Raw genomic sequence first — 22,512 nt, forward strand, 5'->3', positions numbered from 1 at the left:
CCGCCGTCGCGCCCTGGCTGCCGCCGGGCGAGGTCGCGCGCCTGCGCTCCTGCCCGAGCCCGACCGATGCGGTGCTCGCCGGCCTGACCCGCGACCTCGCAGGGGCCTATCGCGACGGGCATCTCACCGACGTGCTGTTCGGCGTCCTCGAGCGCAAGGTCTCGGACCTGTCGGCGATCCACACCGCCTGCGAGCGGATCCACGGCACGCCCCTGCCCTTCGCCTACACCCTGCTGCTCTACCGCACGGCGTGGCTCTACTGCCTGTTGCTGCCGTTCGGGCTGTCGGCCTCGCTCGGCTGGGCGACGCCGGTCGCGACCATGCTGGTGGCCTACACCTTCTTCGGCCTCGATGCGCTGGGCGACGAGCTGGAAGAGCCCTTCGGCCTGGAGGCGAACGACCTGCCCCTCGATGCGATGCTGCGCACAGCCGAGCGCACGGTGCTCGATGCCCTCGGCGAGCCGCTTCCGCCCGCGATGGAGCCGGTGCGCTACCAATTGGATTGAGCGTGCGGGCCGGCGACCGTCTCGCTCACGTCCGCGACGGGGCCGCGTCCGGCCCGGGCCCGAGCCGGCGCTGCATCAGCACCGTGCCGAGCCAGCGCCCGTGCTTGTGGCCGACGTTCTCGAGCACGCCGGCATGCGCGAAGCCCAGGCCCGCATGCAGCGCCACCGACGCCTCCGAGCCCGGATCGGTGATCACCGCCACCATCACCCGCGCGTCGATCGCCTCGCAGGCCGCGATGAGCGCCGCCAGCAGGGCGCGGCCGATCCCGACACCGCGCGCGGCCTCGGCGACGTAGACCGAATCCTCCACCGTCGAGCGATAGGCCGCCCGCACGCGATAGGGGCCGGCATAGGCGTATCCGCAGACCGCGCCGTCGCGCTCGGCGACGAAGTAGGGATAGCCGTCCGCGACGAGCGCCATCCGCCGCCGCGCCATTTCGGCCAAAGTCGGCGGCTCGGTCTCGAAGCTCGCGGTGCCGTTCGTCACCGCGTCGGCGTAGATCCGGGCGATCGCGGCGATGTCGGCGTCGACGGCCGGGCGCAGGTCAGGCGTCATCGATCCGCTCACGCAAAAAAGGGGCCGGCGCGACGGCGCCGGCCCCTGCGGTCGATCGTTCGGCGATCCCTTCGGGACCGCGCGGGGATCACTCGGCCGCGGTCATCTCGGCGGTGAAGTGGCCGCACCAATCCTGCGAGGCCACCACCGGCCACAGGCCCTTGGACTCGGGAGCCGGCTGGCTCACCGGCGGGTTGAAGCGGCACAGGCCCTGATCGCCGACGGCGGAGGCGCCGTTGGTCTTGTGGTCGTCGAAGAAGCGGCAGCTGTTGCAGGAGGCGTTGGTCGAGGTCATCGGGTTTCTCCGGTTCGGGCGTCTGTCGCGGGCTGTCGGAACCGTCGCCGGCCCCGTCGTCCCTCTGCAGTTCTTAATTAGAACAGCTCCAATATGGCGTCAACCGGCGAGTCCCGGCGCAGTTCCCGTTTTCGAGCGCGACCGGTGGAAACCGGTACGGTGCGCGAGGAGCAACGCCGGACGGCAGCGGCGCCCCTTCCGGAACGCCGGTCGTCGCGGCCCGCCTGTCACCCGGCGCGGGCCTGCGAGCAGCGAGCGTCATCGACTCGCCATGGGCCCTCCCCTAACGTCCGGGGCGGGACCGGCGTCGGTGCCGGTCCGGAGGGTCCCCGCCCATGGTGCTGGAAACCGAATCGGCGCTGGAATCGGCCACCGCCCTGGCGACGAGCGAGGCGAAATCCGCCCGCACCGACCTGATCGAGGCGGCGGCATCGATCGTGGGCGGCCGCGGCGGACCGGGCGGCTTCGTCCGCGACCTGTTCGGCCGGGTGCCGCCGGAGGACCTGGCGCCCTACCCGGCCGAGGCGCTGGCCGACCTCGCGATCGCCGCGCGGGCGCATCTCGCGGTGCCGCGCGCCACGGGTTCGGCGGCGAACCTCCGGCTCGTCGACGTCGCCGTGCCCGGCCCCGGGCGCACCCGCGAGCTGACCGTCGTCGAGGTCGTCAACGACAACCGCCCCTACCTGCTCGACTCGACCCTGGCGGAGCTGACTGAGCAGGGCCTGACGCCCCACCTCGTCGCCCACCCGATCCTCGGCGTCGAGCGCGACGCCGACGGGGCGCTCGTCCGCGTCGTCGGGGAGACCACGGCGGACGCCCACGGCGCCCTGCTGCGCGAGAGCTTCATCCACATCCACCTCGACCGGCTCGATGCCGGCGAGGCGCGCGAACGCCTCGAAGCCGGTCTCGCGCAGGTCTTTCGCGATGTGGCCCTGGTCACCGACGACCACGACGCGATGCTGGCCCGGCTCGGCGCGCTCGCCGAGGGCTACGGCCGCAATCCCCCGCCGCTGCCCGAGGGCGAGGTCGCCGAGGCGCGCGCCTTCCTCGAATGGCTGCGCGACGGCCACTTCACGCTGCTCGGCATGCGCGAGCACGCGCTGCCCGGCGAGCGGGCGGCCGAGGCCGAAAGCCTCGGCATCCTTCGCGATCCGGGCCTCGCCGTGCTGCGCCGCGGGCGGGCGCTCGTGGACATGACGCCGGAGATCGTCGCGTTCCTCGAGGAGCCGCACGCGCTGATCATCACCAAGGCGAGCCTCAAGGCCCGCGTCCACCGCGCGGCGCATCTCGACTACGTCGCCGTCAAGCTGTTTTCCGCGACGGGCAAGCTCACCGGCGAGGTCCGCATCGTCGGGCTGTTCACCGCCGCGGCCTACACCGCGCTCGCCCGCGAGGTGCCCTATCTCCGCGGCAAGGTCGCGGCCGTGGTCGAGAAGGCCGGCCTCGACCCGACGAGCCATGCCGGGCGGGCGCTGCTCGCCGTGCTGGAGACCTACCCGCGCGACGACCTGTTCCAGATCGACGTGGACCGGCTGTTCCGCTTCACCCTCGCCATCGCCAACCTCGCCGACCGGCCGCGCATCCGCGTGCTGTCGCGGACCGACCGGTTCGGGCGCTTCGTCTCGCTCCTCGTCTACGTGCCGAAGGACCGCTACGACTCGATCGTGCGCGCCCGCATCGGCGCCTATCTCGCCCAGGAATACGGCGGCCGGCTCTCGGCGACCTATCCCGACCTGCCCGACGGGCCGCTGGCCCGGATCCATTACATCGTCGGGTTCTCCGAAGCCGGCGCGCCGGAGCGCGACCCCTCTGTGCTGGAGGCCGGCATCGCCGCCCTGATGCGGACCTGGGGCGACGCGCTGCGCGCCGCGCTCACGGAGGCCATGGGCGGATCCGAGGCGCGGGCGCTGGCCGCCCGCTACGGCGAGGGCTTCTCCGCGGCCTACCGCGAGAACTTCTCCGCCGAGGTCGCCATCGCCGACATCGCCATCCTCGAATCCCTGTCCGAGGACCGCCCGCGCGCCGTCGCGATCGACCGCCGCGACACCGACCCGGCGGCGCAGGTGCGCCTGAAGGTGTTCTCGCGCGGGGCGTCGCTGCCGCTGTCCGACCGGGTGCCCGGCCTGGAGAACCTCGGCTTCCGGGTGATCAACGAGCGGACCTACAGCGTGCTGCCGGCGGGGAGCGACACCAAGGTCTGGCTGCACGACATGCTGCTGGAGCGCGCCACCGGTGCGGCCATCGAGATCGGCCCGCTCGAGGCGCCGCTGGAGGCGGCGATGCTCGCCATCGCCGCGGACCAGGCCGAATCCGACGGCTACAACCGCCTCGTGCTGGAGGCCGGCCTCGCCTGGCGCGACGTGGCGCTGCTGCGCGGCCTCGGCCGCTACCTGCGCCAGCTCCGCGTGCGCTACGGCCAGGACTACCTCGCCGCGACCTTGAGCCAGCATCCCGGCATCGCCCGCCAGCTCGTCGCGCTGTTCCACGCCCGGTTCGACCCGGCCGCCGGGGGCGACCGCGGGGCCGCCGAGGCGGCGGTTCGCGAGGGCATCGAGGCGGCGCTCGCCGACGTGACCAGCCTCGACGAGGACCGGATCCTGCGCCGCTTCGTCAACCTCGTGGAGGCCGCGGTCCGCACCAACTTCTTCCAGAAGGCCGCCGACGGCACCCTGCGCGAGACGATCGCCTTCAAGTTCGCCTGCGCCAAGGTGTCGGGCATGCCGCTGCCGCGGCCGTTCTTCGAGATCTTCGTCTATTCGCCCCGCGTGGAAGGGCTGCACCTGCGCTACGGCTACGTCGCGCGCGGCGGCCTGCGCTGGTCCGACCGGCCGGAGGATTTCCGCACCGAAATTCTGGGGCTGGTGAAGGCGCAGCAGGTCAAGAACGCGGTGATCGTGCCGGTGGGCGCCAAGGGCGGGTTCTTTCCCAAGCGCCTGCCGCCGGCCTCGGATCGCGCCGCGTGGCTGGCGGAGGGCACCGAGAGCTACCGCATCTTCATCCGCACGCTCCTGGAGCTCACCGACAACTTCGTCGCCGAGGGCATCGCGCCGCCGGCCGACACCGTGCGGCACGACCCCGACGACGCCTACCTCGTGGTCGCCGCCGACAAGGGCACCGCGACCTTCTCCGACATCGCCAACGCGCTCTCGCTGGAGCGCGGGCACTGGCTCGGCGACGCCTTCGCCTCCGGCGGCAGCCAGGGCTACGACCACAAGGGCATGGGCATCACCGCCCGGGGCGCCTGGGAGGCGGTGAAGCGCCACTTCCGCGAGATCGACGTCGACACGCAGGCTGATCCGGTGACGGTGGTCGGCGTCGGCGACATGTCGGGCGACGTGTTCGGCAACGGCATGCTGCTTTCGCGCACCCTGAAGCTGGTGGCGGCCTTCGACCACCGCGACATCTTCCTCGATCCGACGCCCGACATGGCGGCGAGCTTTGCCGAGCGCAAACGCCTGTTCGACCTCGGCCGGTCGAGCTGGGCCGACTACGACAAAAGCCTGATCTCGGCCGGCGGCGGCGTCTTCTCGCGCGCGCTCAAGGCGATCCCGCTCTCGGCCGAGATCCGGGCCGTGCTCGGGTTCGAGCGCGCCTCCGCCTCGCCCGCCGAGCTGATGCAGGCGATCCTCAAGGCGCCCGTCGACCTGCTCTGGTTCGGCGGCATCGGCACCTACGTCCGCGCCACCACCGAGACCGACGAGGAGGCCGGCGACCGGGCCAACGACGCCGTGCGCATCACCGGCCCGGAGATCCGCGCCAAGGCGGTGGGCGAAGGCGCCAACCTCGGGCTGACCCAGCGCGGGCGCATCGAGGCGGCGCGGGCCGGCGTCCGGCTCAACACCGATGCGATCGACAACTCGGCCGGCGTCAACACCTCGGACGTCGAGGTGAACATCAAGATCGCGCTGATGATCCCGGAGCGCGACGGCCGCCTCGATGCGGATGCCCGCAACGCGCTCCTCGTCGCGATGACCGACGAGGTCGCCCACCTCGTGCTGCGCAACAACGAGCTGCAGACGCTGGCGCTCTCGCTCGCCCAGCACCGCGGCCTCGGCGAGGCCGGCTTCGCGATGCGGACGATGCAGGCGCTGGAGGCGGAAGGCCGCCTCGATCGCGCGGTCGAGTACCTGCCCGACGACGCGACGCTGACCGAGCGCATGCGCCGCGGCGAGGGCCTGACGAGGCCGGAATACGCGGTGCTGCTCGCCTACGCCAAGCTCTCGCTCTACGACGCGGTGCTGGCGAGCCCGGTGCCGGACGACCCGTACTTCGACCGCGAGCTGCAGCGCTACTTCCCCAAGGCCCTGCGCGAGCGCTTCCCCGATGCGGTGAGGGGGCACCGTCTGCGCCGCGAGATCATCGCGACGGCGTTGTCGAACATCATCGTCAACCGCGGCGGCATCTCGCTCGTCACGCGGCTGACCGACGAGACCGGGGCGGACGCCGCCACCATCGCCAAGGCCTACGCCGTGACCCGCGACGCCTTCGGCCTGATGGAGCTGAACGCGGCCATCGACGGGCTGGCCGGGCGGATCGGCGGGCAGGCCCAGATCGGCCTCTACGCCGAGGTGCAGGACCTGCTGGTCAACCGCATCGTCTGGTTCATCCGCAACCTCGACCTCGCCGGCGGCATCGCGCCCCTGGTGGCGCGCTATCGCGACGGGATCGCCGCGGTGCTCGCGTCCCTCCCCGGCGTCCTCGGCGCGGAGGCGAACGCGGCGATCGAGCGGCGGCGTGCCGACCTCGTCGGGCAGGGCATGGATGCGGAGCCGGCACTCCGCCTCGCCTCGCTGCGGGCGCTGACCTCGGCGCCCGACATCGTTCGCGTCGCCGGCACCAGCGGGCGGCCGGTCGCGGAGATCGCGGCTACGCACTTCGCGCTGGAGCGGGAATTCTCCCTCGACGCGCTCGCCGAAGCCGCCCGCGCGGCGCCGGTCTCCGACACCTTCGACCGCGTCGCGCTCGAGCGGGCGGTGGCCGGCATCTCGACCGCGCACCGGCAGCTCACCGCCGAGGTCGTCGGCGACATCGGCGCCGGCCCGGAGGCGGTCGCCGCCTGGGGCAAGGCCCGCGGCCCGTCGCTGGCCCGCATCCGCAGCGCGGTCGACGCCATCGCGGCCTCGGGGCTGACGGTCTCGAAGGCCACCGTCGCCGCGAGCCTGCTCGGCGACCTGGCACGAAGCTGACGCCGGATCGAGGACATGAAAAAGCCGGCCCGGCGCATGCGCGGGACCGGCTTTTCAGGGACCGGGCGGTTCGTATCGTAGGCTCAGAACGGGCCCATCCGCATGTCGAGCATGCGCTGGTTGTGCTCGAGCCAGAGGCGGAGCATCTGCGAGAACAGGCCGGGCTTCGGGGCAGGCTGGGTCATGGATCGCTCTCCGTGGGGCGACGGCCGCAGGGCCGTCCGTTCGCTCCGAAGATGCCGATCATGGTGCGCTGCAGCAATGGACAAGGTTGCACTTCGCGCATGCATCGGGCGCATGTGTGTAGCCAAATATTAACGGTTCGGCGTTGTCGCATGCGTGAGCTGCAGTATCCTGCAACCGGAGCGATAGCGTCCCCGCGGCGCGATCAGCCGGGGTGGACCGGCGCCGGCAGGACCGAGCGCGTCGGCCCCGACATCGCCGACAGCGCGAGGCCGAGCCCGAGGGCCGACACCGCGGCCGCGATCAGCGGCAGCTGACCGTAGCCGACGCCCGCGGTCAGCGCGACGCCGCCGAGCCAGGCGCCGGTGGCGTTGCCGAGGTTGAACGCGCCCTGGTTCAGGGTGGAGGCGAGGTTCGGGGCGTCGCTGGCCGCCTCCACCACCCAGATCTGCAACGGCGAGACCAGTGCGAAGGCGAGCCCGCTCCAGACCACCAGCGCCGTCAGCATCGCGATCTCGAAGCGGGCGACGCCCGCCAGCAGGGCGAGGACGGCGATGAGGCCGAGGAAGCTGCCGATCACCGTGGCGGTGAGATTCCCGTCGGCGAGGCGGCCGCCGATCAGGTTGCCGGCGGTGAGGCCGATGCCGGCGACGAACAGCGCGCCGGTGACGCCGCGGGCGCTGAGCCCGGTCACCCCCATCAGGAGCGGCGTGATGTAGGTGAACACCGTGAAGAAGCTCACTGAGGACAGGGTCGAGACCAGCATCGGCCGCAGCACCGGCCAGCGCCCGAGCGCCCGGAACTCCCGGGCCAGCCCGCCGCGCGAGCCGGGGAGCCCAGCCGGCACGAACAGCTGGATCGCCAGGCCCGCCGCGACGCCGATCGCCACCACCGCCCAGAAGGTGGCGCGCCAGCCCGCAGCCTGCCCCAGCGCGGTGCCGAGCGGCACGCCGAGCACGTTGGCCAGCGTCAGCCCGGCGAACATCAGCGACACCGCCTGGGTCCGCTTCTCCCGCGGGACGAGGTCGCGCGCCACGATCGCGCCGATGCCGAAGAAGGCGCCGTGGGCGAAGGCGGTGGCGATGCGGGCGAGCATCAGCGTCGCGTAGGTGGGCGCGACCGCGCAGGCGACGTTGCCGGCCAGGAACACCGCCATCAGTGCGAGCAGCGCGGTCTTGCGCGGCAGGCCGGCGGTGGCGATGGCGACCAGCGGCGCGCCGATCACCACGCCCATCGCGTAGCCCGAGACCAGGTAGCCGGCCTGCGGGATGGTGACGCCGAAGCTCTGCGCCACCTCCGGCAGTAGGCCCATGATCACGAATTCCGTGGTGCCGATCCCGAAAGAGGCGACGGCGAGGGCGAGAATCGGCAGCGAGACCATGCATGGGCTCCGTTGGCACGGGGGCGAAGGCGCGGGCGCCGATCCCTTTTGTGCGGTGCGGTATGCCCCAACATGGCGGATCGCCCTCGGTTGCGGACCGGCGGGCAATGGGATGCAGCCTTGTTCCAGAAACGGGTCTCAACCGTCGGGTGCGTCATCGCGCGATCGGCCTGGGATAACCGGCGGGGTGCGTACACTGACGCCCGCCGGGCGGTGCCGGAGCGCCTACCATCGAGGCCGTTGCGCCTGGCGATCCTGCCGAAGCGCCCCTCGGTTTCGGTGGAGACGACGTGATGAAGGCCCTCATCCTGGCGGGAACGGCCCTCGGTGCCGCCCTGATCCTGCTTCCCGCCGGCGCGGAAGCGCGCCCGTACGGCGGCGGCTAGGGCGGGCATGGCGGTTTCCGCAGCGCCGGCTTCGTCGGAGCGCGCGGCGGCTACGGCGGATACCGCGGCGGTCTTGCCGGATACCGGGGCGGTTACGGCGGCTACCGCGGCGGCTATGGCCGGGGGATCGGCTACGGCCTCGCCGGCGCCGGGATCGGATTGGGTGTCGGGCTCGCCGCCGGCGCGCTGGCCGGCGGCTACGGCGGGTACGATTACGGCAGCAGCTACGGCTACGGCGGCGGATATGGCTACGGCGGTGGTTACGGCTACGGCGGCTACGCGCCCGCCTACGGCGGCGGGTATGGCGGCTATGGCGGTTATGCGCCCGCATCCTACGGCTACGGCAGCGGCTGCACCTGCGCGGGCTACTGATCGGGCCGGGTGACGAACGCGACGGCGGGCGCTTGGCGGCTCCTCCGTCGCGTCCGCCCCGGTGCGGCGCCCTGCCCTACGGCTCGGTCAGGGGCAATCCGCGGCTCGGCGGGCTCCAGTGGAGGTCGGGCGTCGACGCGTAGAGCCGCCGGTGGGCGAGCACCGCGTAGGTGTCGGTCATGCCGGCGATGTAGTCGGCGATGCGCCGGGCGATGCGGCCGGCCGGTGCGCCGGACAAGCCCTCGCTCCATTCCACCGGCATCCGCGTCGGATCGGCCGAGAACGCCGAGAACAGGTCCGCGACGATGGCGTTCGCCTTCGCCCGCACCGCCATCACCTCCGGATGGCGGTACATCCGCGCGTAGAGGAAGCGCTTGATGTCGGCGTCGGCGGCCGCGATCTCCTCCGAGAACGCGATCACCGGAGCCTGCGCCCTACGGATCGCGGCGACGTCGCGGGGTGCGAGCACGGCCAGGCGGCGCCGGCTTTCCGCGATCACGTCCTCGACGAAGCGCGTGATCACCCGCCGGGCGAGCTCGTGGATGGTGCGCGACACCTCCAGCCCGGGATGCAGGGCGGCGATCTCGTCGAGCAATCCGCGCAGGAACGGCACCGCTTCAAGGTCGGCGAGATCGAACAATCCGGCGCGCAGGCCGTCGTCGAGGTCGTGGCTGTCGTAGGCGATGTCGTCGGCGAGTGCCGCCGCCTGCGCCTCCGGCCCGGCATGGTGCGCCAGTTCCAGGGGGTGCAGCGCGTCGTATTCGAGGATCGCCGCCGCGATGCCCGTGCGCGCGTAGCGCGGGGTCGGGCGACCGTCCGGCTCAAGCAGCGGGCCGTTGTGCTTGACCAGGCCCTCCAGCGTCTCCCAGGCGAGGTTCAGCCCGTCGAAGCCGGCGTAGCGCCGCTCCAGCCGGGTCACGATGCGCAGCGCCTGCGCGTTGTGGTCGAAGCCGCCATGCTCGGCCATGCAGGCATCGAGCGCGTCCTCGCCGGTATGGCCGAAGCAGGTGTGGCCGAGGTCGTGGCTGAGCGCGAGCGCCTCGGCCAGGTCCTCGTCGAGGCCCAGCGCGCGGGCGAGCGCCCGGGCGATCTGGCTGACCTCGAGGGTATGGGTCAGCCGGGTGCGGTAATGGTCGCCCTCGTGATGCACGAAGACCTGGGTCTTATGCTTCAGCCGTCGGAAGGCGGTCGAGTGCACCACCCGGTCGCGGTCGCGCTGGAAATCGCTCCGCGTCGGCGAGGCCGGCTCGGGGATCAGCCGTCCGCGGGTCGCGCCCGGGTCGGTGGCGTAGGCCGCGCGCCAGCGCTCACCGTTGGCGCGCACGCGGCCTCCCGCCCGGTTCGTGATGTGCTGCCGGCATGGTTCCCTCGCAGTTCGACGCGGCACGCGTTGCGGCGCGCCGTCGTACCCCATATCTTGGATCGATCACGCGCCGGGCAATCGCCCGCCGCGCCCGGACCCGACAACAGCGCCGATGGCTCTCCCGATGGCCGAGATCACCCTGACCCCCCGCGCCGCCAAGCGCATCAACGAGATCATGGGTGCCGAGCCCCCGGGCGCGCTGCTTCGCGTCAGCGTGAACGGCGGCGGCTGCTCCGGCTTCTCCTACGCCTTCGACATCACCCGCGACCAGGAGGCGCAGGACGTCACGATCGAGCGCGACGGCGCCACCGTGGTCGTCGACCCGGTGTCGCTCGAGTACATGGCCGGATCCACGATCGATTTCGTGAACGACCTGATCGGGCAGTCCTTCAAGATCGAGAACCCGCAGGCGACCTCGTCCTGCGGCTGCGGCACCTCGTTCTCGCTCTGATCTTTCGAGGGGCGCGGCGCTGTCCCGTGCGGCCCCGAGGGTAGTGTCGGGGCTGATTGCGGTCGCCGGCATCGTGGTGCCGGAACGACAGGCGCCGACAAGCGTGAGTCGCGACGTGGCGCACCGATTGCCTCGCGCGGCGAAATGCGGGACGACAGCGCCGTCTCCTCGGATAGAACATTCGTCAGCGGTCCGCACACGATGATCAGTCACCGAACGGTCCGCGCCAGCCTGATCCGGGCGGCCCGCCTCTGCCTCTGTGCCGGTCTCGTCCTCGGCGTCGGGACGACGGGCCGGCCTGCGGCGGCGCAGGAGGCGGCCTCGGCGGTTCAGGACGTCGTGCTGGTCGACGTCGCGTTGCCGCTCGGCGACACGGTGTTCAAGGCGGCGCGGATCACGGTCAGCGGCACGCGTCTCTCGCGCGACGACCTGACGGCGATCCTGAAGGCAGATTCGCCCGGGCCCTGGGCGCCCCGCCTCGCACGCCTGGAGGCGGCGAGCATCTCGATCCCGGTCCTCGTCTCCGAACATCCCGGCCCGGGCGGATCGCTGCAGACCGTGACCTATCGCGAGGTCGCGGCGCGCGACGTGCGCGCCGGCCGCATCGCCGAGCTGACCATGGCCGGCGCCGGGGTCTCCGTCACCGGCGCGCACCCGGGGTCGGGCACCTACGGCCGCATCGTCGCCAGCGACCTTGACCTCGCCGCGCTCGTCCGGCTCTCGTCGGAATCCGGCGACGGCAAGGGTCCGGTCCAGCGGATCTACGCCGCGATCCAGGCCTCGGACGTGACCTACACGGAAGCCTCAGGCGTCACGATCCGGATCGCCGGGCTCGAGGGCCGCGATTTCGGCGGACGCCAGGTCCCCGGCGGCTGGAACGGCGCGATGGCCGGGCTCGCCCGCGGGCTCGAGGCCGTCGACCCGGAGATGACGGCGGCCGAGCGCGGCAAGCTCGCGGGAACCGCCGCCGACCTGGCCGACGCCGTCGCGTTCGGCAGCCTCGAGCTGCGCGGCCTCGCCATCAGCCGGACCGGCGCCGGCGAGCCGATGCTGGTCGAGGTCGGGCGCCTGGCTCACGGCGGCACCGGCGCCGAGAGCGGCACGACCCTGGAGGCGATCGCGTTCGCGCAGGGCGGCCTTAAGGCCCGGCTCGCGCGTGTGGCGCTCACCGGCGTCTCCCTCGCCCCGACCATCGCGACCCTGCGCCGCCTCGCCGACCCGGACACCGCCGTCACCGACGAGGAGCTGCGCCGCCTCACCCCCGCGGTCGGCGGCCTGGCGCTGCAGGACCTGAGCCTCGACATGCCGGGCGCCCCGGCCCCGGTCGGCAAGGAGCCCGGCCGGACCGCATCCAGGCCTCCGGCCACCGCCAAGTCCGGCGATCCCCTCGCCACGCCCGCCGCCCCCGGTGCGGCACCGGTCCACCTCGCCCTTCGCAGCGGCGCCCTGACCTTCGGACCGCTGCGCGACGGGGTGCCGACCGCGAGCCGCCTCGATCTTTCGGGCCTGACGTTCCCCGCGGCGATGGTCGCCGGCATGCCGGTGCTCGGCGCGCTGCCGGATTACGGCTATGCCGATCTCGATCTCAACCTCGTGGTCGATTCCGCCTGGGACGAGGCCAAGCGCGAGGTCGCGGTGCGCGAGATGACGCTGTCGGGCCGCGACATCGGCTCGCTGCGGCTCGCCGGGACGATCGGCGGCCTCGGGCCGGAGCTGTTCGCCTCGCACATCCCGGCGGCGAGCCTGCTGATGCTGACGGCGACCGCCAAGGCCCTCGACCTGACGATCCAGAATACCGGCCTGTTCGAGCGCTTCCTCGCGGCCCAGGCCAAGGCCCTCAGCCTGAAGCCGGAGGAGCTGCGCCAGGAATACGTGGCGGCAACCCAGTTCGGCGTGCCGGCGATGCTCGGGAACTCGCCCGCCGCCCGGGCGATCGGCGCGGCGCTGGGCCAGTTCGTGACGAAGCCCGGCCGCCTGACGATGACCGCGAAGGCGAAGAACGCCGCCGGCCTCGGCTTCGCCGATTTCGGCTTGGCCCGCACGCCGGGTGCGGTGCTCGACAAGCTCGACGTCGACGCCAAGGTGGAGTGAGGCCGGCCCTTCCGCTCGAAGGAACGCTATTCCGCGATGACGCCGGGGAAGCGCTGCGCCAGGTCCTGTCGCGTCGCATCCGCCCAGGCGCGGTCCCGCTGCGGCCGCGGCCGGTCGAGCGGGATGGTGGCGACGAGGCTCGCCGGGCGCGGGGAGAGCAGCAGCAGCCGGTCGGCGACGGCGATCGCCTCGGCGACGTTGTGGGTCACCATCAGCACGCTCATGCCGAGCCGGTCGACGGTGTCGACCACGAGGCCGCGGAGCGAGGCGGCGGCCGCGTCGTCGAGCGACACGAACGGCTCGTCGAGCACCAGGAGCCGCGGGTCGTTGGCGAGCGCGCGGGCCAGCGCCACGCGGCGCTGCATCCCCAACGACAGCGCGCCCGGATAGCGGCCGCGCCAGGGGGCGAGCCCGAGATGCGCGAACAGCCCGTCGAGGTCGCGCCCGCGCTGCGGCCGCGGCATCGCGAGGCGCACGTTCTGCTCCACCGTCCGCCACGGCAGCAGGCGCGGCTCCTGGAAGACCATGCCCGGCCCGGTCTCCGAGGCGCGCGGATCCGGCACGATGGAGCCGTCGTAATCGGCGTCGAGCCCGAGCAGGATCCGCAGCGTCGTGGTCTTGCCGGCCCCCGAGGGCCCGATCAGGCAGGCGATCTCGCCCGGCCGGATCGCGAAGGCGAGGTCGCGCACCGCCTCCACCGGCTCGGCCGAGGCCGGATGGTAGACCTTTCGCGCGATCGCGACCGTGAGGACCGCGTCGGAACCCGACATCTCGTCGACGGCGGCGGACATCTTATCGCCAGCGGCGGACATGCGCTTCGAGCCGCTGCAGGAGGAGGATGTCGATGGCGATCATCACGCTCATGAACACGATGCTGTAGCCGAGGATCGCGGCGACGTCGGTGCTCTGGACGAAGTAGTAGTTGATCGCGAAGCCGACGCCGTTGGGGCGGCCGAGCAGCTCGATCACCAGCACGATCTTCCAGGCCAGCGACAGGCCGGAGCGCGCCGCGGCCACCACGTAGGGCTGCAGCTGGGGCACCAGCACGTGGGCGACCCAGGAGCGCCGGTCGAACCGGTAGGTCCGCGCCATCTCCTCAAGGCCCGGGTCGAGGTCGCGCGCGCCCTCCCGCAGGATGACCGCGACGTTGGGCAGCTTGTTCAGCACCACGGCCAGGATCGCGGCCGACTCGTTCAAGCCGACCCAGACGTAGGCCAGCACCGTGATCACCAGGGCGGGCGTGTTCAGCATCGCCAGCAGCGGCGTGTCGAGCAGGGTGTTCAGGCGCTTCGAGCGGCCGAGCGCGACGCCGAGCAGCACGCCGAGCACCATCGCGAGCACGAACGAGACGCCGACCCGCGTCAGCGTGATCCCGACATTGGTCCACAGGTCGCCGCGCGCCGATTCCCGGCCGATGAAGGCCGCCACGGTGAGCGGCGTCGGCAGCATCCGCGAGCCCGCGGCTTGTGCCGCAGCCTGCCACGCGGCGAGCAGCACCAGCATCGAGCCGAGACGGGTGAGGATGGCGCGGCGGTTCGAGGCGCTTGCGCGGATCAACCGGTCTTCCCGTCGTAGTACAGGCCCGGCGGCAGGCCGGTGCCGGTGCCGACGAGGCGTTCGCCCCCGAGCCTCGACATCACCGAGAACAGCCGCTCGCCGTCGCTGCGCTCCTCGGCCAGCGGGCGGCGCGGGATGCCGGCGAGGTATTCCCGCTTCAGGGCCTCGAAGATGGCGTCGTCGTCGGCGGCCATCAGCGGGCGCACAATCTCCCAGGCGGAGGGGTCGGCCGCGAGCATGTCCTTGGCCGCGCGCACCGCGCGCACGAACCCGGCCATCGCCTCGGGCTTCTCGGCGACGGTCTGCGCCTCGAACAGGTATCCGATCAGCGCGAACGCGCCCTTCGCGCCGAGCGCGCGCATCATGTCGTCGGCGCCGATCAGCCGGCGGAAGCCCTTGGCCTCGAGGCGTGCGCAGTAGGTCCAGTAGGTGAGCGCGGCATCCAGCGACCCCTGCTCGAGCTTCAAAGCGATCAGGGGCGGTGCGCCGTAGGCGATCTCGGTCTTGGCCTCGATGTCGAAGCCGGCCGCGTCCTGCGCCTGGGCCTTGAGCAGCAGCCAGTTCTTGTCGAGCGGCCCGCCGCCGACGCCGAGGCGCTTGCCTTCGAGATCCTTGAGGGTCTTCACCGGGCTCGCGGCGGGCACCATCACGGCGCCCTCGGAGGTCGAGGCCGGCACGTAGCGCATCGCCCGGCCCTCGTTGCCGAGGCGGGCCGCCCAGAGCAGGTCCCCGACGATCACGTCGACCTGGCCGCCCATGAAGGCGATCCGCGCCGCGTCGTTGCCGGCGAGCTTGACGAGGTCGAGGGTGAAGCCGTTGGCGGCGTCGAGCCCGCGCGCCTTGATCACCGCGGCTTCCCACGCGACCGTGCCGAACGGCAGGCTGCCGAGGCGCACGCTAGGGGCCGCCAGCGCCGGATGCGACAGCACCGGCAGGCCGGCGAGCGCGGCGGCGAGCAATCCGCGCCGTGACAGCATGGCGCCTTCTCCCTGGAGGTCTTGCCGGCCGGTTCGGCCTTGGGCCCGCCCCGGCCGGAGCGGTGAGGCTCCGACGCCGAAGGTGCCGTTGCCGAAAGGTCATAGGGCGCAGCACGCGGCCCGTCCACAACCGCCTTGCGCGGGAGCGGTGGCCGGGGCAGGCTCGAAGGGGACAACCAACATCGGAAGAGAGATCATGGCCGAGCCACGCGAAGGCGCCCTGGACGACGAGACCATCGCCGCTCGGATCGCCGCCGAGATCCCGGCCTGGCGCTACGAGGACGGGTGGATTCGCCGCACCTACAAGACCGCGAGCTGGAAGAGCACGCTGATGGTGATCAACACCGTCGGCCACCTCGCCGAGGCCGCGTGGCACCACCCCGACCTGACCGCCTCCTACGCCTGGGTCGAGGTGCGGCTGATGAACCATGCCGCTAAGGGCATCACCGACAAGGACTTCGCGCTGGCGCGCAAGATCGAGGAGGTCGTCTCCTGGCAGCCGGGCCTCGAGGGCCAGGGCCTGGAAGGGACGCCGACGGACGCACGCTTCGCCTACGTCAAGTACGAGAAGTAGGCCGATCCTCACGACACGCTCATGGCATCGCGCGGCGGTGACGCTCGATTCCTTACGTGGGCGGCTCGATCTTGGCGGTGCGGTTCCGGCAAGGGGCCGCGCCAGCCCCGCGTGAGACCATGCCGAACCTTCGATCCGCCCTCGCCGCCGTCGCCGGCCGCCCGCCCGCCATCCCGGACGCGCCCGCTCTCAGCTTCACCATCGGGCAGGATGCCGGCGGCTGCTGGGTCGCGCTGGAGAGCCACGGGGTCGCCGGCGGCCTGTTCCGCAACCGCGACGACGCGCTCCATTACGCCGGGGGCGAGATCCGGAACGGGCGCGGCGAGATCCGCTTCGCCACCGGCCCCATCGCCTTCAAGGCCGGATGCTGAGGCGCCCCGCGGTCACTGCGGGCTCTTCACCCGGCGGCACTCGGTCTTGAGGTAGGAGGTCTTGCCGATCTCGTCGCGCAGGTCCGTGCGGGCGATGATCTCCTGCCAGCCGTTGGTGCAGCCGAGCTCGTTCGCGACGCGGACCTTGCGCACCTCCAGGGCCTTGTCGTCGGTGCAGGCTTCCTGCGCGATCGCGTTGGCGCAGACGAGGACGACGGCGAGGAAGGTGTTCACGGCAAGGGCTCTCCCGCGGGAAGGACGTGGCAGCCCTACGCACGAGCCGTGCAGGAGGTTTCGCGCCGGGCGGCGCGGGGGCGTCGCCTTGCGTCGACCGGGCCGAGCTTCACGCCACGGCGACGACGCGGTCGGCCGCGTAGGTCGCGCCCTCGACCGGGTTCGCCACCCAGCGGCAGCGTCCGATCGTCATGTCGTGCCCGGCATGGAAATGGCCGGACACCCACAGGACGGGACGCGCGGCGTCGTCGAGCTCGTCGAGCACCGTGGTCGCGTAGAAGGCCGGCACCCACCACGGCACCCCCGGCGCGTCGCGGAAGGCGTCGGCCGCACGTGGGCTCGGGGGATGGTGCGTCACCGCCACCGTCGGCCCGTCGAACGGCTGCGCCAGGGCCGCCAGCAGCCGGCGGCGCTCGGAGGCGTGGGCCGCCATCGCGTCGGCGGGAAGCCAGGCGGTGCCGTCGGCCTTGCGGATCGAGCCGCGGTACTCTCGCGAACCGGTGATCGGGTCGGTCATCCGCTCGGCCGCGTAGCTCACCGGGTCGGCCGGCCGGTCGGGTGCGTCCGCCGCGAGCCAGCGCCCGGCTAGGGACCAGTCGCTCCACAGGGTCGCGCCGACGAAGCGGACCCCATCGAGGACGCACGTGGCGCCGTGCTGCAGCAGGTGGATCCGCGCACCGGCGCCATTCAGGCGCTCGACCTCCCCTGCTAGTGCGGCGAGGAGCTCGGGGGCGGTTCGCGCGTCGCCGGTCGGCGCATAGTGCTCGTGGTTGCCCGGCACGAGCACCACCGGTCGGCCGCCGGCCAGCGCCAGCACGGCGGCGAGCCCGCGCTCGGGGTGGCCCTCGTACAGATCGCCGGCGCAGACCATCACGTCGAACGCCCCGCTCGGTGCGGCGATGAGATCGAGGCGGCGGCGCTCGAGATGGAGGTCGGAGATCGGGAAGATCCTCACGGGGGCGGTCCTGCTTCCTGGGCGGCGCGGCGCTCGGCGGAGGCCGCGCGAAGGATGTCGCCGGCCGAGTCCGCGTTGAGGATGGCGATCCCGGCCGCGGCGATCAGGTCGGGCCAGGGCGAGGGCTGCAGCGCGGTGGCGAGCCCGGCCGCGATGATCGCCAGGTTGGCGTAGGCGTCGTTGCGGGCCGACAGCCAGGCCGCCCGCGTCAGGCTGCCGGCGCCGTCGCGATGGCGCGACAGCATCAGGGCGCAGGTCAGGTTGACGGCGAGCGCGCCGAGGCCGGTGAGCGTCAGAGGAAGCGGCGCCGGCGCGCTCAGGTCCGAGACCTTCTCGTAGGCCGCGTAGGCGGTCGCGAGGGCCGGCACCATCAGGATGCCGGCCATCAGCGTGCCGAGGCGGGCGCGGTTGACCGCGCTCCAGCCGAGGCCGGCGAAGATCAGCAGGTTGATCGCCGCGTCCTCGAGGAAGTCGAGGCTGTCGGCGATCAACGCCACCGAGCCGATCGCCAGGGCGACCGCGATCTCGATGCCGAAGTAGCCGAGGTTCAGCCCCGCGACGCGCGCGACGACGGGGCGGAGCGGGGGGGAGGCGGTGGAGTCCACGCGGGCGACGGTGTCCGTTGACGGGCCGGGCCGCCTCTTCGCCCACCGCGCGCGGGCTGTCGACCCGGCCTCGGCGTTTCGCCCGGCTGGATTCGGCGCCCGACCTGTGCGAGGCGGGGCCGCGGCCGGACCGAATCCGTGCGGCCGGAACGAGGAGTTTCAGATGTTGCCCGAATTGCGCGTTCTCTACTTCGAGGACCTCGAAGTCGGGCTCTCGGAGACCCTGTCGAAGACGATCGCCTCCTCCGACGTGATCGGCTTCGCCGAGATCACCGGCGACCGCAACCCGATCCACCTGTCCGAGCACTTCGCGGCGCGCACGCCCTTCGGCACCCGCATCGCCCACGGCCTCTACACCGCCGGGCTGATCTCGGCGGTGCTCGGCACCCGCCTCCCCGGCCCCGGCGCGGTCTACATCAGCCAGACCCTGAACTTCCGCGCGCCCGTGCGCATCGGCGACACCGTCGACGTGACCGTCGAGGTAGCCGAGCTCGTGCCCGAGCGGCGCCGCGCCCGCCTCAAGTGCACCTGCTCCGTGGCCGGCGAGGTCGTGCTCGACGGCGAGGCCCTGGTGAAGGTGCCGACCAAGGCCGAGGCCGACCCGCTGGCGATCCGCATGGGCGGCCGCCCGCCGGCGTGAGCGGAGCCGGACCCTAGGGCCGCCGACCGCATGTGCTCCGACGCGCGGTCCGTGCAGCCGATCCCGATCACCGATCCGGCCGATCCGCGCCTCGCCCCCTATGCGGCGATGCGCGAGCGCGACCTCGTCGGGCGGGCCGGTCGCTTCATCGTCGAAGGCGAGGTCACGCTGCGGCTGATGCTGTCGCCGCAGGCTCGCTTCCGCACCGAATCGATCCTGTTGCTGCCCGAGCGCGTCGCCGGCCTCGCAGCCGCGATCGAGGCCGGCCCCGGCACGCCGCCGGTCTTCGTCGCCGACCGCGCGGTGATGAGCGCGGTGGCCGGGTTCCCGATCCATCGCGGCGTGCTCGCCGTCGGCATCCGCGGCGACGGCGTGCGTGCGGACGCGATCGTCCCGCCGGCGCCCACCCCGGCGCTGGTCGTCGGCCTGGCCGGCTTGACCAACCACGACAACGTCGGCGGCCTGTTCCGCAACGCCGCAGCCTTCGGTGCCGACGCGGTGCTGCTCGACGCCGGCACCTGCGATCCGCTCTACCGCAAGGCGATCCGCGTCTCGGCCGGTGCCGCCCTGACCGTGCCCTTCGCGCGCTTGGATCCCGGCGCCGACTGGCTCGCGACCGCCCGCGCCCTCGCCCTCGAGCCGCTGGCGCTCAGCCCGTCCGGGCGAGAGGACGTCGCCGACCTGACGGCGCCGGCCCGCACGCTGCTGCTGCTCGGCACGGAAGGCCCCGGGTTGCCGGCCGACGTGCTGGCGCGGATGCGCGGCCTGCGCATCGCGATGGCGGCGGGCTTCGACTCGCTCAACGTCGCCACAGCCGGCGCGATCGCCCTGCATCGCCTCTCCGGCGGGGGCCGCGATGCGCGCGACAATGCGCACCCATTGCCTTGACCCCGCCGCGAGCTAGCTTGACAGCAGGTGGACCGGGCGGGAGCCGGTCGTCCGCCGGGTGGTTCTGGTCTGGGAGTCGGGCGCGTTGCTTCAGTCACGGGAGGGCCTGCGGACATTGTCCGGGCGCCGGGTCGTCGTCGTCGGTGCCGGGCCGGGCGGCCTCGCCACGGCCCTGCTGCTGGCGCGCGCCGGCCTTCAGGTCACGCTGATCGAGAAGGACCAGCAGGTCGGCGGCCGCACCAAGACGGTCGAGGCCGCCGGCGGCTACAAGTTCGACATCGGCCCGACCTTCTTCCTCTATCCACAGATCCTGGCCGACATCTTCGACAGTTGCGGCGAGCGGCTGGAGGATCACGTCAAGCTCGAGCGGCTCGATCCGCAGTACCACCTCGTGTTCGAGGCCGGCGGCGAGATCCGCGCCACCGGCGACATGGACCGCCTCGAAGCCGAGATCGCCCGCATCGCGCCCGACGACGCCAAGAACGTCAAGCAGTTCTTCGCCGACAACCGGGTCAAGCTGAAGTTCTTCAAGCCGGTGCTGGAGCAGGCGTTCCACACCCTCCGCAGCATGGCGAGCCCGGGGATGCTGCGGGCGCTGCCCCACCTGCATCCCGGCCGCAGCGTCGACCGCGACCTGCAGCGCTACTTCAAGGATCCGCGGGTCCGCCTCGCCTTCGCGTTCCAGACCAAGTACCTCGGCATGTCGCCGTTCCGCTGCCCGAGCCTGTTCACGATCCTGTCGTTCCTCGAATACGAGCACGGGGTCTACCACCCGGTCGGCGGGTGCGGCGCGATCTCGGAGGCGATGGCCGGCCTCTGCCGACGCATGGGCGTCGACATCCGGCTCGGGACCTCGGTCGAGCGCGTCACCTTCGACGGCAAGCGCGCCGACGGCGTGATCGTGGACGGAGAGCGGATCGCCGCGGACGCGGTGGTGATCAACGGCGACTTCGCGCAGGTGATCCAGGATCTCGTTCCCGAGGTGCACCGCCCGCGCTGGCGCGACCGGAAGATCGAGAAGGCGCGCCTCTCGTGCTCGACCTTCATGATGTACCTCGGCATCGAGGGTAAGATGCCCGAGACCCTCGGGCACCACACCATCCTCCTGGCCGAGGACTACGCGCGCAACATCCGCGAGATCACCGACGGCATCCTGCCGATGCAGCCCTCGGTCTACGTGCAGCATGCCGGCTACACCGACGGCGGCATGGCGCCCCCCGGCCATACCGCCCTCTACGTCCTCGTGCCGGTGCCGAACCTGAAGGCGGGGATCGACTGGCCCGCCACCCGTGCGACCTATCGGGCCCTGGTGCTGGAGCGCCTGAAGCTCCTCGGTCTCGACGACATCGAGAGCCGCATCCGCTTCGAGCGGATCGTCGACCCTGTCGAGTGGCGGGACGAGTTCGCGGTCTACGAGGGCGCCACCTTCAACCTCGCCCACGACCTGATGCAGATGCTGTACTTCCGCCCGCACAACCGCTTCGGGCCGGGGCTCTACCTCGTCGGCGGCGGCACGCATCCGGGCTCGGGCCTGCCGGTGATCTACGAGGGCGCGCGCATCTCCGCCCGCCTGCTCATCGAGGAGCTGGCCGGCGCCCGCGTCGCCGAGACTTCCGGCGTGCCCGAGACCGCGGCGCTCGCCACCGGCGGCGAGACCTCGTGAGCGTCGCTGGGCCCCGCACGCTCCGTACGCCGACTCCCATTCCGCATTCCGGCCGCGCCCCGAGGCGCCTCGCGCTCGCCGCGGCGGCCGTCTTCGTCGCCCTGCCGGCGGCGGCGGCCACCGTCGAGGTGGTGGTGGATGGGGCCGACCCCGGCACCTCCGTGTCCGTCGCCCTGTGCCAGGGCGGCCTGTCCGAGGATGCCTGCAGCCTCGGGCAGGAGCTGACCGCGCGCGGCGGGACGGTGAACGTCGTGTTCCGCGACGTTCCGGCCGGCCGCTACGCCGTCGCGGCGTTCGAGGACGTCAACGGCAACCGCAAGCTCGACCGGACCGGCCTCGGCCTGCCGACCGAGCCCTACGGCTTCTCCGGGGGCGTCGGTCTCAAGGCCCGCCCGACCTTCGCGCAGGCCGCCTTCGACCTGCGCGAACCCGGGACCGCGCTGCGGGTCGGCCTCGCCCGCGCCCTGCCCCGACGCTGAGGCGCCGCGTGACGGAGCCTCTCGTCCGCGTCGCGGGCGCCGCCCTCGCCTATCGCGATCGACGCGTGCTCGACGCGGTCGATCTCGTCCTCGGCGCGGGCGAGATCCTGGCGCTGCTCGGGCCGAACGGCGCCGGCAAGACCTCGCTGATGCGCCTGATCGCGGGGCGCCTCGCGCCGCAGGCCGGAACGGTGCGGGTCGGCGGCCAGGATCCGTTCCGGGTGCGCGCAGCGCGGCGGGCGATCGGCTGGGTGCCGCAGGAGATCGCGCTCTACCCGCGCCTCACCGTCGCCGAGAATCTCGGGGTGTTCGCGCAGCTCGCCGGCATCGGGCGGCGTGAGCGCGCCATGGCCGTGGCGGAGGCCATGGCGCTCACCGACATCGCCGAGTCGGCCGGGCGCCCGGTCGGGCTGCTCTCGGGCGGCTACCAGCGGCGGGTCAACATCGCGGCGAGCCTGATGTGCCGGCCGGCCCTGGTGCTGCTCGACGAGCCGACGCAAGGGGTGGATCTCGTCGCCCGCGCCGCGATCCACGCCGTGCTCGGGCGCCTGCGCGAAGAGGGCACCGCCATCCTGATCGCCACCCACGACTTCGCCGAGGCCGAGCGCCTCGCCGACCGTGCCGCCTTCATGGCCGGTGGCCGCATCGTCCGCGAGGGCACGCTCGCGGACATGCTGGCCGAGCTTCGTGCCGGCATTCCCGAACGCGAGGTCGCCCTCAGCCTGCCGGCCGGCCCCGCCGCCGAGGAGGCCCTGCGCCGCGCCGGGTTCGCGCCCTCGCACACCCCCCTGGTCTGGCG

At 72.7% G+C, this 22,512-nt stretch carries 22 protein-coding genes; 12 read left to right on the forward strand and 10 right to left on the reverse strand.

Going from position 1 to position 22,512, the window contains the following annotated elements; translation table 11 throughout:
* Positions 1 to 506: bestrophin family ion channel (locus FV230_RS10325; RefSeq protein WP_281408271.1), on the forward strand; the 506-nt coding region annotated here is incomplete at its 5' end.
* 25 nt (positions 507 to 531) lie between these two features.
* Here FV230_RS10325 and FV230_RS10330 read toward each other — a convergent pair.
* Both FV230_RS10330 and FV230_RS10335 read right to left on the reverse strand, forming a co-directional pair.
* On the reverse strand, positions 532 to 1,062 hold the full coding sequence (locus FV230_RS10330; protein ID WP_147842307.1) for a GNAT family N-acetyltransferase: 531 nt from the start codon (positions 1,060 to 1,062) through the stop codon (positions 532 to 534).
* A gap of 88 nt (positions 1,063 to 1,150) precedes the next feature.
* Entirely contained in the window at positions 1,151 to 1,357 is a 207-nt protein-coding gene (locus tag FV230_RS10335; protein ID WP_147729034.1) for a hypothetical protein, read from the reverse strand.
* A gap of 335 nt (positions 1,358 to 1,692) precedes the next feature.
* Here FV230_RS10335 and FV230_RS10340 point away from each other — a divergent pair, with 335 nt between their 5' ends.
* The gene (locus tag FV230_RS10340; RefSeq protein WP_147842308.1) at positions 1,693 to 6,543 is read left to right on the forward strand and encodes an NAD-glutamate dehydrogenase; all 4,851 of its coding nucleotides are present in this window, start codon (positions 1,693 to 1,695) and stop codon (positions 6,541 to 6,543) included.
* Between the two features lie 388 nt (positions 6,544 to 6,931).
* On the opposite strand, the gene FV230_RS10345 is transcribed toward FV230_RS10340, so the two are convergent.
* Positions 6,932 to 8,107 carry an MFS transporter gene (locus FV230_RS10345; protein WP_147842309.1) on the reverse strand — a complete coding sequence of 392 codons (1,176 nt, stop codon included), beginning with the start codon at positions 8,105 to 8,107 and terminating at the stop codon, positions 6,932 to 6,934.
* Positions 8,108 to 8,652: 545 nt separating this feature from the next.
* Here FV230_RS10345 and FV230_RS29550 point away from each other — a divergent pair.
* Positions 8,653 to 8,865, forward strand: coding sequence for a hypothetical protein (locus tag FV230_RS29550; protein ID WP_187275461.1), 213 nt, complete (start codon positions 8,653 to 8,655; stop codon positions 8,863 to 8,865).
* A 76-nt stretch (positions 8,866 to 8,941) separates the two neighbouring features.
* Here the strand turns inward: FV230_RS29550 and FV230_RS10355 are convergent, their stop codons facing one another.
* Positions 8,942 to 10,189, reverse strand: coding sequence for a deoxyguanosinetriphosphate triphosphohydrolase (locus FV230_RS10355; protein ID WP_243932124.1), 1,248 nt, complete (start codon positions 10,187 to 10,189; stop codon positions 8,942 to 8,944).
* A 163-nt stretch (positions 10,190 to 10,352) separates the two neighbouring features.
* On the opposite strand from FV230_RS10355, the gene FV230_RS10360 reads away from it, so the two are divergent.
* A complete protein-coding gene (locus tag FV230_RS10360) occupies positions 10,353 to 10,679 on the forward strand; it encodes an iron-sulfur cluster assembly accessory protein (protein WP_147728759.1) in 327 nt (108 codons plus the stop codon).
* Between the two features lie 201 nt (positions 10,680 to 10,880).
* Positions 10,881 to 12,770: a hypothetical protein gene (locus FV230_RS10365; protein WP_147842311.1), complete on the forward strand. Its 1,890-nt coding sequence runs from the start codon at positions 10,881 to 10,883 to the stop codon at positions 12,768 to 12,770.
* 26 nt (positions 12,771 to 12,796) lie between these two features.
* Here FV230_RS10365 and FV230_RS10370 read toward each other — a convergent pair whose 3' ends face one another.
* Genes FV230_RS10370 through FV230_RS10380 form a run of 3 tightly spaced genes read right to left on the reverse strand, consistent with a single transcriptional unit; the run spans position 12,797 to position 15,304 of the window.
* Positions 12,797 to 13,561, reverse strand: coding sequence for an ATP-binding cassette domain-containing protein (locus tag FV230_RS10370; protein ID WP_147842312.1), 765 nt, complete (start codon positions 13,559 to 13,561; stop codon positions 12,797 to 12,799).
* Position 13,562: 1 nt separating this feature from the next.
* Complete coding sequence (locus FV230_RS10375) at positions 13,563 to 14,273, reverse strand: ABC transporter permease subunit (RefSeq protein WP_147842320.1); 711 nt, start codon at positions 14,271 to 14,273, stop codon at positions 13,563 to 13,565.
* A gap of 50 nt (positions 14,274 to 14,323) precedes the next feature.
* Positions 14,324 to 15,304 (reverse strand): ABC transporter substrate-binding protein, encoded by a 981-nt coding sequence (locus FV230_RS10380; protein WP_147727942.1) that lies wholly within the window; start codon positions 15,302 to 15,304, stop codon positions 14,324 to 14,326.
* 196 nt (positions 15,305 to 15,500) lie between these two features.
* Here FV230_RS10380 and FV230_RS10385 point away from each other — a divergent pair, with 196 nt between their 5' ends.
* Both FV230_RS10385 and FV230_RS10390 read left to right on the forward strand, forming a co-directional pair.
* A complete protein-coding gene (locus tag FV230_RS10385) occupies positions 15,501 to 15,878 on the forward strand; it encodes a 4a-hydroxytetrahydrobiopterin dehydratase (RefSeq protein WP_147842313.1) in 378 nt (125 codons plus the stop codon).
* A gap of 119 nt (positions 15,879 to 15,997) precedes the next feature.
* Positions 15,998 to 16,249, forward strand: a complete 252-nt coding sequence (locus tag FV230_RS10390; RefSeq protein WP_147842314.1) for an RAG2 PHD domain containing protein — start codon at positions 15,998 to 16,000, stop codon at positions 16,247 to 16,249.
* A gap of 12 nt (positions 16,250 to 16,261) precedes the next feature.
* On the opposite strand, the gene FV230_RS10395 is transcribed toward FV230_RS10390, so the two are convergent.
* From FV230_RS10395 to FV230_RS10405, 3 genes are all read right to left on the reverse strand, one after another.
* Positions 16,262 to 16,483, reverse strand: a complete 222-nt coding sequence (locus tag FV230_RS10395; RefSeq protein WP_147727939.1) for a hypothetical protein — start codon at positions 16,481 to 16,483, stop codon at positions 16,262 to 16,264.
* Positions 16,484 to 16,592: 109 nt separating this feature from the next.
* A complete protein-coding gene (locus FV230_RS10400; RefSeq protein WP_147842315.1) occupies positions 16,593 to 17,438 on the reverse strand; it encodes a metallophosphoesterase in 846 nt (281 codons plus the stop codon).
* On the reverse strand, positions 17,435 to 18,043 hold the full coding sequence (locus FV230_RS10405; protein WP_147842316.1) for a cation transporter: 609 nt from the start codon (positions 18,041 to 18,043) through the stop codon (positions 17,435 to 17,437). The genes FV230_RS10400 and FV230_RS10405 overlap by 4 nt, the downstream gene beginning before the upstream one ends.
* Before the next feature lie 163 nt (positions 18,044 to 18,206).
* Between FV230_RS10405 and croR the strand changes: the two genes are divergently transcribed.
* The 5 genes from croR to FV230_RS10430 form a co-directional block, all read left to right on the forward strand.
* Positions 18,207 to 18,683 (forward strand): 3-hydroxybutyryl-CoA dehydratase, encoded by a 477-nt coding sequence (gene croR / locus FV230_RS10410; RefSeq protein WP_147727936.1) that lies wholly within the window; start codon positions 18,207 to 18,209, stop codon positions 18,681 to 18,683.
* 108 nt (positions 18,684 to 18,791) lie between these two features.
* Positions 18,792 to 19,571: an RNA methyltransferase gene (locus tag FV230_RS10415; RefSeq protein ID WP_246694816.1), complete on the forward strand. Its 780-nt coding sequence runs from the start codon at positions 18,792 to 18,794 to the stop codon at positions 19,569 to 19,571.
* A gap of 85 nt (positions 19,572 to 19,656) precedes the next feature.
* A complete protein-coding gene (gene crtI, locus FV230_RS10420) occupies positions 19,657 to 21,234 on the forward strand; it encodes a phytoene desaturase family protein (protein WP_147842318.1) in 1,578 nt (525 codons plus the stop codon).
* 101 nt (positions 21,235 to 21,335) lie between these two features.
* On the forward strand, positions 21,336 to 21,713 hold the full coding sequence (locus FV230_RS10425; protein WP_147842321.1) for a DUF2141 domain-containing protein: 378 nt from the start codon (positions 21,336 to 21,338) through the stop codon (positions 21,711 to 21,713).
* An 8-nt stretch (positions 21,714 to 21,721) separates the two neighbouring features.
* The coding region (locus FV230_RS10430; RefSeq protein ID WP_147842319.1) for an ABC transporter ATP-binding protein at positions 21,722 to 22,512 on the forward strand (791 nt) is incomplete at its 3' end.

Origin of the sequence: Methylobacterium sp. WL6, assembly GCF_008040095.1 — a bacterium.
Taxonomy (GTDB): domain Bacteria; phylum Pseudomonadota; class Alphaproteobacteria; order Rhizobiales; family Beijerinckiaceae; genus Methylobacterium.

Bases quoted from the DNA above. Each gene is read 5' to 3' on its own strand.
- FV230_RS10385 (WP_147842313.1), top strand. From the start codon at position 15,501: ATGGCCGAGCCACGCGAAGGCGCCCTGGACGACGAGACCATCGCCGCT.
- FV230_RS10330 (WP_147842307.1), bottom strand. From the start codon at position 1,062: ATGACGCCTGACCTGCGCCCGGCCGTCGACGCCGACATCGCCGCGATC.
- FV230_RS10390 (WP_147842314.1), top strand. From the start codon at position 15,998: ATGCCGAACCTTCGATCCGCCCTCGCCGCCGTCGCCGGCCGCCCGCCC.
- FV230_RS10415 (WP_246694816.1), top strand. From the start codon at position 18,792: ATGCGCGAGCGCGACCTCGTCGGGCGGGCCGGTCGCTTCATCGTCGAA.
- FV230_RS10335 (WP_147729034.1), bottom strand. From the start codon at position 1,357: ATGACCTCGACCAACGCCTCCTGCAACAGCTGCCGCTTCTTCGACGAC.
- FV230_RS10345 (WP_147842309.1), bottom strand. From the start codon at position 8,107: ATGGTCTCGCTGCCGATTCTCGCCCTCGCCGTCGCCTCTTTCGGGATC.
- FV230_RS10380 (WP_147727942.1), bottom strand. From the start codon at position 15,304: ATGCTGTCACGGCGCGGATTGCTCGCCGCCGCGCTCGCCGGCCTGCCG.
- FV230_RS10370 (WP_147842312.1), bottom strand. From the start codon at position 13,561: ATGTCCGCCGCCGTCGACGAGATGTCGGGTTCCGACGCGGTCCTCACG.
- croR (WP_147727936.1), top strand. From the start codon at position 18,207: ATGTTGCCCGAATTGCGCGTTCTCTACTTCGAGGACCTCGAAGTCGGG.
- FV230_RS10340 (WP_147842308.1), top strand. From the start codon at position 1,693: ATGGTGCTGGAAACCGAATCGGCGCTGGAATCGGCCACCGCCCTGGCG.
- FV230_RS10375 (WP_147842320.1), bottom strand. From the start codon at position 14,273: ATGCTGGTGCTGCTCGCCGCGTGGCAGGCTGCGGCACAAGCCGCGGGC.
- FV230_RS10360 (WP_147728759.1), top strand. From the start codon at position 10,353: ATGGCCGAGATCACCCTGACCCCCCGCGCCGCCAAGCGCATCAACGAG.
- FV230_RS10365 (WP_147842311.1), top strand. From the start codon at position 10,881: ATGATCAGTCACCGAACGGTCCGCGCCAGCCTGATCCGGGCGGCCCGC.